This window comes from Comamonas resistens (genome assembly GCF_030064165.1).
GTDB classification, from domain to species: Bacteria; Pseudomonadota; Gammaproteobacteria; order Burkholderiales; family Burkholderiaceae_C; genus Comamonas; species Comamonas resistens.
Genome location: NZ_CP125947.1, coordinates 1,336,945 through 1,353,094, shown reverse-complemented (window position 1 = coordinate 1,353,094; position 16,150 = coordinate 1,336,945). Strand labels below are relative to the sequence as shown.

Here is a 16,150-nt window from a genome sequence, read left to right as displayed (position 1 = left end):
ATTCATAGCATGCAGCGTCATGCATGCAATGATTTCAATGGGGTTTCTGGAAAATTCACCTATTCCATCAGCGCCAGCAGCTCTCAAGACAATAGCGCACAGGCCAGCACAATCAGAAACCGCGCAACACCTGCACCAAGGTATCGGCCTGCGGGAACAGCCAGTCGGCCACGCCGCCCAGAGCCACTGCCGCCACCAGTGCGCCCAGCATGGGCTTCCAGCTCATGCGCAGCGCGGCCAGCAACCAGCCTTCGCGTTCCACCACATAAAGGGTTCTGGCCATCAGCAGCGCAAACGCAACCTCCACGGCCACGGTCAAGAACAGGTCCGCACCGAATACCAGCCACAGCAGCGAGCCGGCGCCGGTGACAGCCAGCAGCAGGCCCGCAAAAATCAGCAGCACCGGCACCAGCACCAGCGCGCCTTCATCCAGGCCATCAACGCCGGGAAGGTCCACATCGGGCAGTTCCACACCCGATGACGATGGCATCACATCAGGCAGAGCGGCCCCATCGTCCCAGTTTCCGCTTGCACCGCTGCCGCCGTAGGAGCCGCCCTGCCCGCTCTCAAAGCCTTCTGCGTGGGCTCCGCCCGCTTTGCCCGAGGTCGCCGGTACATCGAATGGCAGATCGCCAGGGCCCCAGTCGCGGCGCAGCATGCAGCCGGCCCACAGCCGTACCAGCAGCAGATACAGCAGATAGCCACAAGCCAGCGCAATGCCGTAGCGCAGCGCCATGCTGTGCACGCCCGCATGCAGCAGACACAGGCTGATCACGGACATGCCGACCAGACTCAGGCCGCCAGTCAGCGCCGCATGCAGGCGCAGCCAGTGGCGCTGCTGCAGGCGACGGCGCAGCCGGTCTTCCTCGGTCAACAACACACGCGTCCACGAAGTGGAGCGACCCGAGGTCTTTCTGGCCATTCGGTCTCCTTGCGACAGGCTGCGCCGATTGCGAAAAAGCGCTTTCAGCCTCTTACTGCTTGCCGGTCGAGCCGTAGCCGCCTTCACCGCGCTCGCTCTCGGCGGCGAACTCGTCGACCAGATTGAACCGGGCCTGCACCACGGGCACGATGACCAGTTGGGCCAGACGATCCATGGGCTGCAGCGTGAAAGCGGTCTGCGAACGATTCCAGGCACTGACCATGAGCTGGCCCTGGTAATCGGAGTCGATCAGGCCGACCAGATTGCCCAGCACGATGCCATGCTTGTGGCCTAGCCCCGAGCGCGGCAGGATCATGGCGGCATAACCCGGGTCCTTGAGGTGCATGGCCATGCCGGTAGGAATCAGCTGCCACTGGCCGGGCTCCAGCGTCACCGGCGCATCAATGCAGGCACGCAGGTCCAGGCCGGCGCTGCCAGGGGTGGCATAGGCGGGCATGTTGTCGCGCAGGCGCGCGTCCAGAATCTTGACGTCGACGTTCATAAATACCTTGGTAAATCCTGGCTGCTGGCGCAAGAAATCGGCCAGCAAGCCTTATGGCCACCGCAGCGCGGCAGCCGGAAACAAAGGGCGCCATTGTGCATGCTTGTTGCACAGGGCCCGGGGTTGGCGCCTCACGGCTCCTGCTTACTTGCCCTTGAGCTTGTTGGCCACGCCCCCCACCAGGGATAGCAGGCCCATGATCGCGAGCATCGTGCCGAATCCAGACACGAACTGCGAAATCATCACGCCAGCGACGATCATCACCACCGAAAACGGTGAGATCCAGGGCGTGGATTTGCGGGTGTTCGCACGCGCCTTCTGCTCCTCGATCTCGCGCTCCATGGCTCTGAAGCGTTGCTTGGCCTCTTCCCTGGAGGGCGCCTGGCCCGTGCTGCCGATGGACGCCGGCTGGCGCTGAGCAGCCCGGCTTGGCGTTGCCGCTTTCATATTCTTGCGTTCGGCCTGCTCCGCCAGCTCACGGGCTTTTTGCAGCTTTTCGCGCAACTGCCCCATGGGCGAGTCCGCCTGCGCCCCAGGCGTCGAAGTGGCGGACTGTACGGCTCCGGCGATGCTGCTCTGCGTGCGGCGAAAGTCGGGGCTGGCGCGCAGCAGCTTGTCCACATAGGCCACATAGTCGCCGTTGCTCGGGCCGTCATAGGTGGAAGGAATCATCTTCAGGCTCCTCGAGCTGCAGTCAGTCGCTGCGCGATTTCATCGACCAGCTGGCGCGCCAGCACATCCTTGCTGGCATGGGGCAGCTCCTTGGTCCCCTGATCGTCGATCAGCAGCAAGGCATTGTCATCCTTGCCAAAGGTCGCCGGGCCGATATTGCCCACCAGCAGCGGCACCCCCTTGCGCAGGCGCTTGGCGCTGGCGTGCTTGAGCAGATCGTGGCTTTCCGCCGCAAAGCCCACGCAGTACAGATTCCCATACTTGGCCGCATCGGTCTGGGCAATGGTCGCCAGAATGTCGGGGTTTTCGACAAAGGCCAGCGCAGGCACATCGCCCGAGCCGTCTTTCTTGATCTTCTGATCAGAAAATTCCGCCGGACGCCAATCTGCAACTGCGGCAGTAGCTATGAAGATAGAAGCATTGCCGACTTGCGACTGCACCGCTTCCAGCATCTGACGGGCCGATTGCACATTGATGCGCATCACGCCATGCGGCGTGGGCAGATGCACGGGGCCGGCCACCAGCGTGACATCCGCGCCCGCAGCGCGCGCGGCTCGGGCGATGGCAAAGCCCATCTTGCCGCTGGAGAGATTGGTGATACCTCGCACCGGGTCGATGGCTTCAAAGGTCGGCCCGGCAGTAATCAAGAGATGCTGGCCCTGCAGCTTCTTGGCGGTGAACACACCCGCCAGCTCTTCCATGATTTCCTCGGGCTCCAGCATGCGGCCATCGCCAGTCTCGCCACAGGCCTGACTGCCATTGCCCACGCCCAGCACCGTGGCGCCGTCGGATTGCACGCGGCCCAGATTGCGCTGCGTGGCGGGGTGATTCCACATCTCGCGGTTCATGGCCGGGGCCAGCACCAGTGGCACTTTGTCGATGGGTCTGGCCAGGCACATCAGGCTCAGCAGCTCGTCCGAGCGCCCTTGCGCCAGGCGTGCGATGAAGTCGGCACTGCAGGGAGCAATCAAAATGGCATCGGCTTCGCGGCTCAGATTGATGTGGGGCATGTTGTTCGGCTCGCGCGCATCCCACTGGGAGGTGTAGACTGCGCGCCCAGAAAGCGCCTGCATGGTGACGGCCGTCATGAACTGCTCGGCCGCCTCCGTCATGACCACCTGCACCGTGGCACCGGCTTGCACCAGCAAGCGGCACAGCATGGCCGATTTGTAACAAGCCACGCCCCCGGAAAGGCCCAGCACCAGATGTTTGCCTGCGAACACGTCATTCATGACGCGCAATTTATCAGACCTGGGTCAGCCCTCCACGCCGCAAGCATCCCTGTGCGCCACGCCGAAATTCGCGGCGCACCTATAATTCTGTTTTACCACCACCAAAAAAAGACATGACCAAGTTCGTCTTCGTCACCGGCGGTGTGGTGTCTTCCCTGGGCAAGGGAATCGCCTCAGCCTCCCTTGCTGCGATTCTGGAATCGCGCGGTCTCAAAGTCACCCTCATCAAGCTCGATCCCTATATCAACGTGGACCCGGGCACCATGTCGCCCTTCCAGCACGGTGAAGTGTTCGTGACCGATGACGGAGCCGAGACCGATCTGGACCTGGGCCACTATGAGCGTTTCATCGAAACGCGCATGCGTCAGAGCAATAACTTCACCACGGGCCGTATCTATCAGTCCGTGCTGGAAAAGGAACGCCGTGGCGACTATCTGGGCAAGACCGTGCAGGTCATCCCCCATGTCACCAACGAGATTCAGGAATACATCAAGCGTGGCGCGGGCCTGGGCACCGACCACGAAGTGGATGTGGCCATCTGCGAAGTCGGCGGCACCGTGGGCGACATCGAGTCCCTGCCCTTCCTCGAAGCCGCGCGCCAGTTGGCGCTCAAGCTCGGCCCCAACAACTCCGCCTTTGTGCACCTGACCTACCTGCCGTTCATCGAGACGGCCGGTGAGCTCAAGACCAAGCCCACCCAGCACACCGTGCAGAAGCTGCGCGAAATCGGCATCCAGCCCGATGCGCTGCTGTGCCGCGCCAAGCACCAGGTGCCCGAAGAGGAAAAGAGCAAGATCTCCCTCTTCACCAATGTGCCCGAATGGGGCGTGATCTCCATGTGGGACGTGGACACCATCTACAAGGTGCCGCGCATGCTGCACGAGCAGGGCCTGGACGGCCTGATCTGCGACAAGCTGCGCCTGAACACGCCCCCCACCAATCTCAAGCGCTGGGACGATCTGGTCTATGAGACCGAGCACCCCCAGGGCGAAGTCAAGATTGCCATGGTGGGCAAGTACGTGGAACTGTCCGACGCCTACAAGTCGGTCAACGAAGCGCTCAAGCACGCCGGCATGCGCAACCATGTGCGCGTGAAGATCACGCATGTGGACTCGGAAACCATCCACGACGCAGATGCCACCAAGCTGCTCAAGGATTACGACGGCATTCTGGTGCCCGGCGGCTTCGGCTCGCGCGGCGTGGAAGGCAAGATCTCTACAGCCAAGTTTGCCCGCGAGAACAAGGTGCCCTACCTGGGCATCTGCCTGGGCATGCAGGTCGCCACCATCGAGTACGCCCGCCATGTGGCCGGCCTCGCAGGCGCCAACTCCACCGAGTTCGACCCCGCCACCCCCAACCCCGTGATCGCCCTGATCACCGAGTGGAAGGACGCGGACGGCACGATCAAGACCCGTGACGAGAACTCCGACCTGGGCGGCACCATGCGTCTGGGCGCACAGTCTTCCGACGTGCAAAAGGGCACGCTGGCGCACAGCATCTACGGCGACGTGGTGACCGAGCGTCACCGCCACCGCTATGAAGCCAACACCCAGTATCTGGATCAGCTGCGCGAAGCCGGTCTGGTGATCTCGGCCCTGACCCAGCGCGAACAGCTGACCGAAATCGTCGAGCTGCCCGCCAAGGTCCACCCCTGGTACATCGGCGTGCAGTTCCACCCCGAGTTCAAGTCCACCCCCTGGGATGGTCACCCGCTGTTCAACGCCTTCATCAAGGCGGCCATGGACAACAAGGCCCAGCCGGGCAAGAAGGCCTGATTCCCTTCCTTCGGAATCAATCCTGAAGTAGGAGCTGCCAGCGCTTGAAAATCAATGACTTCAGCATCAAATGATGTTGAATTCATTCAATATAGAGCGCTGGCAGCTTCAGTTTTTGAAGCATGCGCGGCGTGCAAAAAGGAACCCACCATGAAACTCTGCGGCTTTGATATTGGTCTGGACAAGCGCTTCTTTCTGATCGCCGGCCCTTGTGTGGTCGAATCCGAACAGCTGCAGATGGACGTGGCCGGGCAACTCAAGGAAATCACGTCCTCGCTGGGCATCCACTTCATCTTCAAGAGCAGCTTCGACAAGGCCAACCGTTCCTCGGGCACCAGCTTTCGCGGCCCCGGCATGGAAAAAGGCCTGGAGATCCTCGCCAAGGTGAAAAAGGAATTGAACGTGCCCATCCTCACCGATGTGCACACCGAGGCCGAAGTGCCTTATGTGGCGTCTGTCGTCGACATGCTGCAGACCCCTGCCTTCCTGTGCCGCCAGACGGACTTCATCCGCGCCGTGGCCCAGTCGGGCAAGCCCGTGAACATCAAGAAGGGCCAGTTCCTGGCCCCGCATGACATGAAGAATGTCATCGACAAGGCCCGCGCTGCGGCGGTGGAAGCGGGCCTGCCCGCAGACAGCTTCACGGCCTGCGAGCGCGGCGCCAGCTTTGGCTACAACAACCTGGTCAGCGACATGCGCTCGCTGGCCATCATGCGCGAAACCGGCGCCCCTGTCGTGTTCGACGCCACCCACAGCGTGCAGCTGCCCGGCGGCAACGGCACCTCCAGCGGCGGTATGCGCGAGATGGTGCCCGTGCTCTCGCGTGCAGCCGTGGCCGTGGGCGTGGCAGGCCTGTTCATGGAAACCCATCCCGATCCCTGCAATGCCCTGTCGGACGGTCCCAATGCCGTGCCGCTCAAGCACATGAAGGCCCTGCTCGAAACCCTGGTGGCGCTGGACGATGTGACCAAGCGCAACGGTTTCCTCGAAAACAGCTTCGAGGCCTGAACATGTCCAGCGGTTACATCATTGCCTATGTGGATGTGAGCAACCCTGAGCAGTACGCCGAGTACCGCAAGTGGAGCACCGAGGCCATGCAGGTGCATGGCGCCGAAGTCTGCGTGCGCGGCGGCCAGGTCGCCGTGCTCGAAGGCGACTGGGCACCGGAGCGCGTGGTCGTGCTCAAGTTCCCCAGTTTCGAGGCGGCCCGCTCCTTCCACGACTCGCCCGAATACCGCAAGGCACGCAAGGCTCGCGAAGGTGCCGCCATCATGCGCATGATCTGCGTTGAAGGCATCTGAGATACACGATGCAAGCAGGCATGACAGACACGATGAACCGTGGCGTCATGCCTTTTTTGTATGCCGAGCCTGTAACCGAGGTCTCGTGCCAGAAGAAACTCAATTACAGCATCACGTCAAGGCTAAAGCGGCCTGTCAAATTTGTGCACAATAGCCGCCACAGCCTCTTTCATACTGATCGCGTGCATGGCGCGCGCAGCAGGTGGAAGAAAACCAGTTTCACCAGTTTTCATAGCAACTTGCGCTTGATGTACAAGCGCTTGGGCGCGATTTCATAAAGAAATCAGCCCGCACGTACCGATTTCAGAAACCTCAAAGGAAATGCAATGAGTGCCATTGTTGACATCGTAGGCCGCGAAGTGCTGGACAGCCGCGGCAACCCCACCGTTGAATGCGACGTGCTGCTGGAATCCGGCGTGATGGGCCGCGCTGCCGTGCCTAGCGGCGCCTCCACCGGCTCGCGCGAAGCCATCGAGCTGCGCGACGGCGACAAGAGCCGTTACCTGGGCAAGGGCGTGCTCAAGGCCGTCGAGCACATCAACACCGAAATCTCCGAAGCCGTGCTGGGCCTGGACGCTTCCGAGCAAGCCTTCCTGGACAAGACCCTGATCGATCTGGACGGCACCGACAACAAGAGCCGCCTGGGCGCCAACGCCATGCTGGCCGTGTCCATGGCCGTGGCCCGCGCCGCTGCTGAAGAAGCCGGCCTGCCCCTGTACCGCTACTTCGGCGGCATGGGCGGCGTGCAACTGCCCGTGCCCATGATGAACGTGATCAACGGCGGCGCCCACGCGAACAACACGCTGGACCTGCAAGAGTTCATGATCATCCCCGTGGGCGCCCCCACCTTCCGTGAAGCCGTGCGCTGGGGCGCCGAGGTATTCCACGCGCTGAAGGCCATCATCCACCACAAGGGCATGTCCACCGCCGTGGGCGATGAAGGCGGTTTCGCGCCTTCCGTGGAAAACCACGAAGCCGCGATCCAGCTGATCATCGAAGCCATCGAAAAAGCCGGCTACAAGCCTGGCGAGCAGATCGCCCTGGGCCTGGACTGCGCCGCTTCCGAGTTCTACAAGGACGGCATGTACGTGCTGGAAGGCGAAGGCAATATGACGCTGACAGCCGCCCAGTGGACCGACATGCTGGCCGGCTGGTGCGACAAGTACCCCATCATCTCCATCGAAGACGGCATGCACGAAGGCGACTGGGATGGCTGGAAGATCCTGACCGAGCGCCTGGGCGCCAAGGTGCAGCTGGTGGGCGACGATCTGTTCGTGACCAACACCAAGATCCTCAAGGAAGGCATCGAGAAGCGCATCGCCAACTCCATCCTGATCAAGATCAACCAGATCGGTACCCTGACCGAGACCTTCGCCGCCATCGAGATGGCCAAGCGCGCCGGCTACACCGCCGTGATCTCGCACCGTTCGGGCGAAACCGAAGATAGCACCATTGCCGATATCGCCGTGGGTCTGAATGCGGGTCAGATCAAGACCGGCTCCATGAGCCGCTCCGATCGTATCGCCAAGTACAACCAGCTGCTGCGCATCGAGGAAGACCTGGGCGACGTGGCCGAGTACCCTGGCCGCGCGGCCTTCTACAACCTGCGCTAAAGTACAGGCCTGAAGCAGGCGCTCACAAGTCGTATGGATGACTTGGGTGCCTGCTTTGTTTCCATCTGATTTCCTATGGTCAATCGTGTCGTCTGTGTTGTCCTGCTAGCCTTGCTGGCTGCCATTCACGCCCAGCTCTGGCTGGGCCATGGCAGCATGGCCTATGTCCGCGAGTTGCAAGGCCAGATCAAGGACCAGTACGCCGCCAATGCCCTGGAGAAATCGGAAAACGACAGATTGCAGTCCGAGGTCGATGACCTCAAGGACGGCCTGTCCACCGTGGAAGAAAAGGCCCGTTACGAACTGGGCATGGTCAAACCCAATGAAATCTACATTCAGGTTTCCAAGCACTGACCCTGCAAGCCAGCCAGACCAAAGCCAGCCCAGTGCTGGCTTTGCTGTTCCTGCACCCACCGTGGTGCTGCTGGGCGCACCTCAGGCCCTTGCGCGCAGCATGGCCCATACGCTGCTGCAGGCCCACCGCCAAGCCCGGCCAGATACTGCCTGGCAATGCCTGGCTCCTTCTCCTGGCGATGACTGGCCTTCCGGCTGCCTGATCTATGTTCTGGGCCTGGACTGGCGCGATGCGGATGCCGACCCGGCCATTGCTGCGCAGATCAATACCTGGCGTTTGCAGCTGGCAGCAAGCATGCAGCCCTATGTCATGCTCTACGGCAAGCCGGCCGCACAGTGGCAGCAACTGGCCGAATCTCTAAAATCCATAGCACCTTCCGCAGATTGGTCCTGGATTTCAGCCCAAAACCCTTGGAAACCCAGCGCCAGAATGCGTCGCAAGGCCTGCGAGCAGTGCGGCGATCCGGAGTGCGAGCAGATTCTGTTCGAGGCGCTCAAGCGTGCCCGGTAAACCATGGCGCTACCCAATGAAAAAGCCCCGTTCGAGGAGGAACGGGGCCTTATCGGTGACATGCGTTTGGGCCCGGGGCTTTATTGGACCACGTCAGAGCTGGGCGGCTGCTTGCCGGCTTCGGTAAAGAGCTGTGCCGCGTCCACGGCATCAAACCCGTACTGCTGGCCGCAGAAATCGCAGCCCACATCGATCTTGCCGCGCTCGGCCACGATGGAGTCCACCTCTTCCTTGCCCAGCGAGGTCAGCATGGCAGCCACGCGCTCGCGGCTGCAGGTGCAGGCAAAGCGCGGGGACTGCTCATCGGCCTGAGGGGCAAAGCGCAACAGCTTCTCTTCCCAGAACAGGCGGCGCAGGATGGTGTCCACATCCAGCGTCAACAGCTCGTCCTGGGTCAGGCTGGAGGCCAGCGTGGCGATGCGGTTGTATTCCTCGTTCAGGCCCAGGGCGTCGTTTTCGGAATCGCCGCTTTCCGTGGCCGCTGCCAGGTTGGCCTCGCCCTTGACGGGCATACGCTGCACCATCAGGCCTGCAGCCACCTGGTCGTTGGCAGCCAGCACCATCACGGTGTCCAGTTGCTCGGACTGCAACATGTAGAACTGCAAGGCATCCGAGAGGCGCTCAAAACGGCCGCCATTGACATCATTGAGCGAGACCACGCCCTGATAAGGCTGTTGACCGGGCTTGCGGTCCTTGGGGTCCAGCGTGACCGCGCAACGGCCAGCGCCGCGCACATTCACCAGTGATGCCAGGGGAGCCAGCTGCCCCTGCAAAGGCAGATTGGCATCTCCCACCAGCGATGCCGTGGCGCGCAGGCTCAGATCGGACTGCACTTCGGCCACGGCCAGCTTGACCGGGCCGTCGCCCATGACCTGGAACACCAGCGCGCCATTGAACTTGATGTTGGACTGCATGAGCACGCCAGCGGCCGTCATCTCGCCCAGCAAGGCTCTTACGGCCTCGGGATAAGCGCCGGTTTCGTGGTTGCCGGCACGGCGCTGCAGGATTTCCTGCCAGGCATCGGTCAGGCGGACAATGGCGCCGCGCACAGGCAGGCCGTCAAAAATGAATTTATGCAGTTCAGACACGCTATAGGTTCCGGTATAGGAGCCGGGCCATCATCAGCCCAGCTTGCGCAAGCCGCTCTTGAAGCGGCGTGCATTTTCAACATAGTTCTTGGCGCTTTGCTGCAGACCCTGGATCTGCTCTGGCGAAAGCTCGCGCACGACCTTGGCAGGACTGCCCAGGATCATGGAGCCGTCAGGGAACTCCTTGCCCTCGGTCACCAGCGAGCCAGCGCCCACCAGACAGTTCTTGCCGATCTTTGCGCCATTGAGCACCACGGCGCCAATGCCGATGAGCGAGCCATCGCCAATCGTGCAGCCATGGAGCATTACTTGGTGGCCAACCGTCACATTGCAACCCACGACCAGAGGCTTGCCGAAATCGGCATGCAGCACGCTGGCATCCTGAATATTGGAGCCCTCGCCCACGGTGATGCTTTCCGTATCGCCGCGGATGACCGTACCAAACCAGACGCTGGCGTCCTTTTCCAGCTTCACGCGGCCCATGACCTGGGCGCTGTCGGCCACCCAGGCTGTCTCGGCGACTTCAGGAGCCACTCCGTCGAGTTCGTAAATTGCCATGTGCTTGTCTCCCGGTGGGTTGTTTCTTCAAAGAACCTAGAATTGTAGGGATGGAGTTACGTCACCGCGCACTTGAGGTCTTGTGCTTTTCCGACCCTGAGCAAAAAGCCGCTGCAGCTATTGATCTGCATGCGCATAAAGCTCTTTATTCAATAGCAGACAAGGCGCCCGCTCTTGCTGTTTTGGAGTCCGAGTTGCCAGGCCGCCCGGCCCGGCCGGAACTGCGCCACCACACGGCCGTCGCACGCCGCTCCCCGGCCACGCCTGAAGGCCGCGCCGTGCTGATTCACGCCATCGCCCATATCGAGTTCAATGCCATCAACCTGGCACTGGATGCCGTCTGGCGCTTCGACGGCATGCCCGAGCAGTACTACCACGACTGGCTGCTGGTCGCCGCCGAGGAAGCCAAGCATTTCCGCCTGCTGCGCGACCATCTGCGCCAGCACCATGAGCAGGACTATGGCGACCATCCGGCCCACCAGGGCCTGTGGACCATGTGCGAGAAGACGGCGGGCGACATCACGGCCCGCATGGCCCTGGTGCCTCGTACGCTGGAAGCACGCGGGCTGGATGCCACGCCGCAGATCCAGAACAAGCTGCGCAACACCCATGCCCCCGATGCACTGGCAGCCGTGGGCATTCTCGACATCATCCTGCGCGAGGAAGTCGGTCATGTCGCCATAGGCAACCACTGGTATCGCTGGCTTTGCGAGCAGCAAGGGCTTGACCCTGAACCTCTGTATCTGGAGCTGACCGCCCGCTACGAAGCACCACGCCTGCGCCCTCCGTTCAACGAAACAGCCCGTCGTTCGGCAGGATTCACTGATACGGAGATCGCCTGGCTGCAGCAAATCTGAGTCCTGGGCCAGGCCCATCCCGCCAGCCGAACCCCTTGACGCGCATCAAGAATTCAACCCTTCCAACGTGGGCTATTGGCACATGCGCACCTGCCATCACGATGAAAGACCCAATCAGACACTATGATTCGTCCATTCCTACGATGACAATCAAACTGAACTGTCGCCAAACCGGCTCACGCACACAATGAGTGGACACACCCTACAGGACACGCCCTTCGCCTCGCCCGGCCAGCTGTCCAAAGGCATGATTGCACGCCAGCCCATCGTCAATGGGCTACAGCAGATCATTGGCTACGAGTTGTTCAATCGCTCACGTGCGCCTTATGGCCACACCATGGCATCCGATGCAACCCTGGTGTTCGCAGCCCTCACCCATGCGGGCGAGGAGGATCTGGTCGGCACCAAGCTCATGTTCGTCAACTGCACGCACGAGGGCTTGACCGGCGAGCATCTGGAGCTGCTGCCCGCCGACAAGGTGGTGCTGGAAATCCCTCCGCTGGGTCATGCCGCCGTACATGAAGTCGCAGCGCGCCTGCCCACGCTGCAGGCCCTGAAGGAGCAAGGCTTTCACCTGGCCTTCAACCACACGGTGCTGGAGTCCGTCTACGCCGCCTGGCTGCCGCTGGCGGACTACATCAAGATCGACCTGTCCGTGCTGGCGCCCGGCCAGCTGACAGTGCTCATCAAGTACGCCAGCCGCCACACCCGGGCCGAGCTGATTGCCGAAAAGGTCGAGAGCGCACAACAGCACGAGCTGGCGCAGCGCCTGGGCATAGAGCTGTTCCAGGGTTTCTGGTTTGCCCGTCCCACGGTCATGCAGTCCCGCCTGCTCACGCCCACGCAGCAGAGCATCATCCAGTTGCTGACGCTGGTGCGCCAGCAGGCCAGCACCGACGCCATCGAGGAGGTGCTCAAGAAAGATGCGGCCCTGGCCTTCAATCTGCTGCGCCTGATCAACTCGGCCAGCTTTGGCGCCCATCGTGAAATTACCTCCTTCAAGCAGGCCGTGATGCTGCTGGGGCTCAACAAGCTGTTCCGCTGGGCGGCCATGCTGCTGACGGCCTCGCGCGAAGGTGGCCCTCCTCCGGCCGTGGGCCAGACGGCCGTGATTCGCGCCCGCCTGATGGAGCTGCTGGCCAAGCATTCGCTGACTGAGACCGATGGCGATCTGGCCTTTATCTGCGGCCTGTTCTCCATGCTCGATCGCATGCTGGGCATGCCGCTGCCGGCTGCGCTGGCGCTGATCCCCGTCTCGGACACCGTGGCCGCCGCCTTGCTGCACCGCGAGGGTATTCTGGGCGAGCTGCTGATGCTGGCCCAGGCCTGCGAAAATCACGACATTGATCAGTTCGATCGCAGTGCGCAAAGCCTGCAGCTGGCGCACCAGCAGATCAACCATGCCCATCTTCAGGCGATGAGCTGGACGGACTACCTGTCCGACATCCAGCCCTGACTGCCTTTGATCTTCTACTGTCTTTGATTGCCATGGATACCCCAGACATCTCCAACACCGCCACACCAGCGCCCGCCGACCTCGACGATGCCAACATCGCCAGAATCGCGCGTCAAGCCATCGTGGACGACAAACGCGATGTCTTCGGCTACGAACTGTTTGACCGCTCCGTCGCCCACAAGGCCCATACGGCGGCCTCGGACGCCGCCTTGCTCTTCAACGCACTGTCCTATGCGGGCACCGAGGCGCTGGTGGGCAAGAAAACGGTGTTCATCAACTGCACGCACGAAAGTCTCTCGGGCGCACATCTGGAGCTGATCCACCCCGACCGCGTAGTGCTGGAAGTCCCGGCCCTGCCTGCCGATGCCACGCAGCAGGAAATCGACGCCTGTGTGCCCACCTTCAATGCGTTGCGCCAGCGCGGCTTTCGCCTGGCCTTCGATCAGAACCTGCTGCGCCGCAACTACGCGGCTTGGCTGCCCATGGCCTCGTTCGTGAAGCTGGACATGCAGACCTTCGGTCTGGAGCATGCGGAAAAGCTGGTCAAGTTCGCCAGAAACTACACGCGCGCCCAGATCGTGGCCGAGAAGGTGGAAACGGCCGAGCAGTTCGAGCATATGCAGAGCCTGGAAGTGAAGCTGTTCCAGGGCTTCTGGTTTGCCCAGCCCCAGGTGGTGCAGGCGCGCACCATACGCCCCACGCATGCCACGGTGATCCAGCTCATCAATCTGGTGCGCCAACAGGCCAGCACCGAAGAGATCGAAGAGCTGCTCAAGAAGGACCCCACGCTGTCCTTCAACCTGCTGCGCTTCATCAACAGCTCGGGCTTTGGCCTGTCCTGCGAGATCACATCGTTCCGCCACGCGGTGATGATCCTGGGCCTCAAGAAGCTGTTCCGCTGGGCCGCCCTGCTGCTGACCACCTCGCGCGCAGGCGGTACACCACCTGCAGTGGGCCAGACCGCCGTGGTGCGCGGCCGCTTGATGGAGCTGCTCTCGGCCGAGCTGCTGCCCCCCGAGGAAAGCGATCACGCATTTGTGGTCGGCGTGTTCTCCCTGCTTGACGTGATGCTGGGTCAGCCCATGACCAAGGCTCTGGAATCCGTGGCCCTGCCGCAGTCCGTGGTCGATGCCCTGGTGCACAACAAGGGCGTCTTCGCCCCCTTCCTGGAGCTGACCCGGGCCTGCGAATCCGGCGACGACGATGCCTTTGCCCGCGCCGCCAATGCGCTGCAACTGTCCAATCACCAGGTCAACTGGGCTCATCTGCAGGCATTGAGCTGGGCAGACAGCCTCATCAACGAAGAAGTAGCCTGACTATCAGATAGATAGCTACTGACGCTCATGGACAAAGGGCTTGCAGCCAATCTGACTGCAAGCCCTTGGTTTTTTCACGAACGCCAATCAGTTCAGCTGAATCTTGGCAGCCTTGATGATCTGCGCATTGGCCCTGGATTCGGCCTCGATCTGCTTGGCAAAATCGGCGGCCTTGCCACCGGTGGGCACATTGTCCGTGGCTTCCAGGCGTTGACGTACATCGGGCAAGGCCAGCGCCTTGTTCACCTCGGCATTCAGGCGGGCCAGGATGGGTGCGGGCACACCGGCCGGTGCAAAGATACCGAACACCGAGGTCATATTGGCACTCTTGTAGCCCAGCTCCGCCAGGGTTGGCACATTGGGCAGGGTATCGAGGCGCGAGGGAGCACCCACCGCCAAAGCCTTGAATTTTCCAGCCTTGATGTGCTGCATCACCGCAGGGCCGGCATTGGTCGAGAGCACCTCGAATTGCGCGCTCAGGCCGTCATTGAGCTGCTGGCCGCCGCCTTTGTAAGGCACATGGGTGATCTGCGTCCTGGACTGGTCGGCAATCTGCTCGAGCATGATGTGGCCCAGCGAGGCCAGACCCGCCGTGGCCCAGCGCACATCGCCGGGATGAGCCTTGGCCTGGGCAATCAGCTCGGGGAAGCTGGCGGCTGTAGAGCGCGTGGTGCCCAGCAGCAGCACGGGCGAATACATGACGCTGACCACAGGAACAATGTCCTTGTGGGCATCGAACAGCGGCTTGCCCAGGTGAGGGCTCAGCGTCAGCGGGCTGATGGAGGAAAAGCCCAGCGTATAGCCGTCGGGGTTGGACTTGGCCACCAGATCCAGGCCGATGGCACCGCCAGCGCCAGCCTTGTTATCCACCACCACGGACTGGCCCAAGGCCGCCGTGAGCTTTTCTCCCAGAGCGCGTGCCACCACGTCGCTGACGCCGCCTGCGGGGTAGGACACCACGAGACGGATGGGGCGCGAGGGCCAGTCGGCCGCATATGCGTTCACGGACAGAGCAGCCGGCAAGACCGCAGCGAGGGCACAAGCCAGCAGGCTTCGGCGCAGAAAGTTAGTCATCACCAATGCAATCCAGAAATGAATGCAGCAATTTTTCACCAAAGCTGAAGCCCTTGAGCCCAGCTGCATTGATTCGGCGAATTCATCCGAATTTTCTGCCGACCTGACGAGGTCTTCGCAGCATTTTGAAACCGGTCACCGGCTCGCACGGCTGCGCTAGACTGGCCTGCATCGCCCGTTTGAAAGGAATCCATGACCGACTCCAAACTGCTGTCTCGCCGAGGTCTGCTTTCGCACAGCAGCGCTGCCTGTGCCGCACTAGGTGCCATGGCCCTGCCCCTGGCCACTCCGGCCCAGGCCGCCAGATCTGCCAGCCGCACCTGCGTGCTCGATGGCCTGCAGCCCGTGGTACTGACCATCTCCGGCCCCGGCGTGCAGTTCAACCGAGGCAAACCGCAGGCCGTGGCCGACCGCATGCTGCAGCTGCATGGCTATCAGTTTGACAGCGCCTGGTCCTGCGGGCTCGACGCCCTGAACAGTCTGGAGCAGCACCGGCTGAAAACCACGCTGGAATATGACGAGGCCGAGCACAGCCTCCAAGGCCCGCTGCTCGAGAACGTGCTGCAGGCCAGCGGCGTGGACATCGCCCAGGCCATGGCCCAGGGCCACTGGCTCACGCTGCAAGGCATTGACGGCTACCGCAGCCACCTGCCGCTGGCCCAGGCCGTGCGCTGGCGCATGCTGCTGGCCACCCAGATGGATGGACAGGCGCTGGCCATGGGTGGCGTAGGGCCGCTCTGGGCCAGCTTCGCGCCTCAGCATATCGAAGAGCTGAGCCACCAGCCCCTCAACCAGCGCTTTACGGCCGCGGTCTGGGGCCTGTACTACCTACGCATCAGCACGCAGCAGCCCCAGGCCTGAGAACAGGCCACGACTTATGCAAATCAGGTTCAAGCCAGAAATTTTCCCTGTGGGAACA

General features: G+C 62.1%; 17 protein-coding genes. 10 read left to right on the top strand and 7 right to left on the bottom strand.

Annotated features, from left to right (window positions below; translation table 11 throughout):
* Positions 1–112 precede the first annotated feature (112 nt).
* From QMY55_RS06150 to coaBC, 4 genes are all read right to left on the bottom strand, one after another.
* Positions 113–922, bottom strand: coding sequence for a hypothetical protein (locus tag QMY55_RS06150; protein ID WP_283487788.1), 810 nt, complete (start codon positions 920–922; stop codon positions 113–115).
* 52 nt (positions 923–974) lie between these two features.
* The gene (gene dut, locus QMY55_RS06145; RefSeq protein WP_283487787.1) at positions 975–1,424 is read right to left on the bottom strand and encodes a dUTP diphosphatase; all 450 of its coding nucleotides are present in this window, start codon (positions 1,422–1,424) and stop codon (positions 975–977) included.
* A gap of 144 nt (positions 1,425–1,568) precedes the next feature.
* Positions 1,569–2,096 (bottom strand): hypothetical protein, encoded by a 528-nt coding sequence (locus QMY55_RS06140; protein ID WP_283487786.1) that lies wholly within the window; start codon positions 2,094–2,096, stop codon positions 1,569–1,571.
* 2 nt (positions 2,097–2,098) lie between these two features.
* Positions 2,099–3,328 carry a bifunctional phosphopantothenoylcysteine decarboxylase/phosphopantothenate--cysteine ligase CoaBC gene (gene coaBC, locus QMY55_RS06135; RefSeq protein WP_283487785.1) on the bottom strand — a complete coding sequence of 410 codons (1,230 nt, stop codon included), beginning with the start codon at positions 3,326–3,328 and terminating at the stop codon, positions 2,099–2,101.
* Positions 3,329–3,441: 113 nt separating this feature from the next.
* Here coaBC and QMY55_RS06130 point away from each other — a divergent pair, with 113 nt between their 5' ends.
* From QMY55_RS06130 to QMY55_RS06105, 6 genes are all read left to right on the top strand, one after another.
* Positions 3,442–5,103: a CTP synthase gene (locus QMY55_RS06130; protein WP_034359936.1), complete on the top strand. Its 1,662-nt coding sequence runs from the start codon at positions 3,442–3,444 to the stop codon at positions 5,101–5,103.
* Between the two features lie 150 nt (positions 5,104–5,253).
* On the top strand, positions 5,254–6,111 hold the full coding sequence (kdsA, locus tag QMY55_RS06125; RefSeq protein ID WP_283487784.1) for a 3-deoxy-8-phosphooctulonate synthase: 858 nt from the start codon (positions 5,254–5,256) through the stop codon (positions 6,109–6,111).
* Between the two features lie 2 nt (positions 6,112–6,113).
* Positions 6,114–6,404 (top strand): DUF1330 domain-containing protein, encoded by a 291-nt coding sequence (locus QMY55_RS06120; RefSeq protein ID WP_283487783.1) that lies wholly within the window; start codon positions 6,114–6,116, stop codon positions 6,402–6,404.
* Positions 6,405–6,730: 326 nt separating this feature from the next.
* The gene (gene eno, locus QMY55_RS06115; RefSeq protein ID WP_283487782.1) at positions 6,731–8,017 is read left to right on the top strand and encodes a phosphopyruvate hydratase; all 1,287 of its coding nucleotides are present in this window, start codon (positions 6,731–6,733) and stop codon (positions 8,015–8,017) included.
* Between the two features lie 75 nt (positions 8,018–8,092).
* Positions 8,093–8,371 carry a septum formation initiator family protein gene (locus tag QMY55_RS06110; RefSeq protein ID WP_283487781.1) on the top strand — a complete coding sequence of 93 codons (279 nt, stop codon included), beginning with the start codon at positions 8,093–8,095 and terminating at the stop codon, positions 8,369–8,371.
* On the top strand, positions 8,340–8,882 hold the full coding sequence (locus tag QMY55_RS06105; protein WP_283487780.1) for a hypothetical protein: 543 nt from the start codon (positions 8,340–8,342) through the stop codon (positions 8,880–8,882). Before QMY55_RS06110 ends, QMY55_RS06105 begins: the two co-directional genes overlap by 32 nt.
* Before the next feature lie 80 nt (positions 8,883–8,962).
* On the opposite strand, the gene hslO is transcribed toward QMY55_RS06105, so the two are convergent.
* On the bottom strand, positions 8,963–9,970 hold the full coding sequence (gene hslO / locus QMY55_RS06100) for an Hsp33 family molecular chaperone HslO (protein ID WP_283487779.1): 1,008 nt from the start codon (positions 9,968–9,970) through the stop codon (positions 8,963–8,965).
* A gap of 33 nt (positions 9,971–10,003) precedes the next feature.
* Positions 10,004–10,528, bottom strand: coding sequence for a gamma carbonic anhydrase family protein (locus QMY55_RS06095; protein ID WP_283487778.1), 525 nt, complete (start codon positions 10,526–10,528; stop codon positions 10,004–10,006).
* A gap of 50 nt (positions 10,529–10,578) precedes the next feature.
* On the opposite strand from QMY55_RS06095, the gene QMY55_RS06090 reads away from it, so the two are divergent.
* From QMY55_RS06090 to QMY55_RS06080, 3 genes are all read left to right on the top strand, one after another.
* Positions 10,579–11,385: a ferritin-like domain-containing protein gene (locus QMY55_RS06090; RefSeq protein ID WP_283487777.1), complete on the top strand. Its 807-nt coding sequence runs from the start codon at positions 10,579–10,581 to the stop codon at positions 11,383–11,385.
* A 187-nt stretch (positions 11,386–11,572) separates the two neighbouring features.
* Positions 11,573–12,841: an EAL and HDOD domain-containing protein gene (locus QMY55_RS06085; RefSeq protein ID WP_283487776.1), complete on the top strand. Its 1,269-nt coding sequence runs from the start codon at positions 11,573–11,575 to the stop codon at positions 12,839–12,841.
* A 32-nt stretch (positions 12,842–12,873) separates the two neighbouring features.
* Complete coding sequence (locus tag QMY55_RS06080; protein ID WP_283487775.1) at positions 12,874–14,157, top strand: EAL and HDOD domain-containing protein; 1,284 nt, start codon at positions 12,874–12,876, stop codon at positions 14,155–14,157.
* Between the two features lie 87 nt (positions 14,158–14,244).
* Here the strand turns inward: QMY55_RS06080 and QMY55_RS06075 are convergent, their stop codons facing one another.
* Positions 14,245–15,231 carry a Bug family tripartite tricarboxylate transporter substrate binding protein gene (locus QMY55_RS06075; RefSeq protein ID WP_283487774.1) on the bottom strand — a complete coding sequence of 329 codons (987 nt, stop codon included), beginning with the start codon at positions 15,229–15,231 and terminating at the stop codon, positions 14,245–14,247.
* Between the two features lie 192 nt (positions 15,232–15,423).
* Here QMY55_RS06075 and QMY55_RS06070 point away from each other — a divergent pair, with 192 nt between their 5' ends.
* Entirely contained in the window at positions 15,424–16,092 is a 669-nt protein-coding gene (locus QMY55_RS06070) for a molybdopterin-dependent oxidoreductase (RefSeq protein ID WP_283487773.1), read from the top strand.
* The last annotated feature ends 58 nt before the right edge of the window (positions 16,093–16,150 follow it).

What these genes read in the sequence shown, in the direction of transcription:
- QMY55_RS06150 (WP_283487788.1), bottom strand. Translation starts at nt 922, where the DNA reads ATGGCCAGAAAGACCTCGGGTCGCTCCACTTCGTGGACGCGTGTGTTG.
- dut (WP_283487787.1), bottom strand. Translation starts at nt 1,424, where the DNA reads ATGAACGTCGACGTCAAGATTCTGGACGCGCGCCTGCGCGACAACATG.
- QMY55_RS06140 (WP_283487786.1), bottom strand. Translation starts at nt 2,096, where the DNA reads ATGATTCCTTCCACCTATGACGGCCCGAGCAACGGCGACTATGTGGCC.
- coaBC (WP_283487785.1), bottom strand. Translation starts at nt 3,328, where the DNA reads ATGAATGACGTGTTCGCAGGCAAACATCTGGTGCTGGGCCTTTCCGGG.
- QMY55_RS06130 (WP_034359936.1), top strand. Translation starts at nt 3,442, where the DNA reads ATGACCAAGTTCGTCTTCGTCACCGGCGGTGTGGTGTCTTCCCTGGGC.
- kdsA (WP_283487784.1), top strand. Translation starts at nt 5,254, where the DNA reads ATGAAACTCTGCGGCTTTGATATTGGTCTGGACAAGCGCTTCTTTCTG.
- QMY55_RS06120 (WP_283487783.1), top strand. Translation starts at nt 6,114, where the DNA reads ATGTCCAGCGGTTACATCATTGCCTATGTGGATGTGAGCAACCCTGAG.
- eno (WP_283487782.1), top strand. Translation starts at nt 6,731, where the DNA reads ATGAGTGCCATTGTTGACATCGTAGGCCGCGAAGTGCTGGACAGCCGC.
- QMY55_RS06110 (WP_283487781.1), top strand. Translation starts at nt 8,093, where the DNA reads ATGGTCAATCGTGTCGTCTGTGTTGTCCTGCTAGCCTTGCTGGCTGCC.
- QMY55_RS06105 (WP_283487780.1), top strand. Translation starts at nt 8,340, where the DNA reads ATGAAATCTACATTCAGGTTTCCAAGCACTGACCCTGCAAGCCAGCCA.
- QMY55_RS06095 (WP_283487778.1), bottom strand. Translation starts at nt 10,528, where the DNA reads ATGGCAATTTACGAACTCGACGGAGTGGCTCCTGAAGTCGCCGAGACA.
- QMY55_RS06090 (WP_283487777.1), top strand. Translation starts at nt 10,579, where the DNA reads ATGGAGTTACGTCACCGCGCACTTGAGGTCTTGTGCTTTTCCGACCCT.
- QMY55_RS06085 (WP_283487776.1), top strand. Translation starts at nt 11,573, where the DNA reads ATGAGTGGACACACCCTACAGGACACGCCCTTCGCCTCGCCCGGCCAG.
- QMY55_RS06080 (WP_283487775.1), top strand. Translation starts at nt 12,874, where the DNA reads ATGGATACCCCAGACATCTCCAACACCGCCACACCAGCGCCCGCCGAC.
- QMY55_RS06075 (WP_283487774.1), bottom strand. Translation starts at nt 15,231, where the DNA reads ATGACTAACTTTCTGCGCCGAAGCCTGCTGGCTTGTGCCCTCGCTGCG.
- QMY55_RS06070 (WP_283487773.1), top strand. Translation starts at nt 15,424, where the DNA reads ATGACCGACTCCAAACTGCTGTCTCGCCGAGGTCTGCTTTCGCACAGC.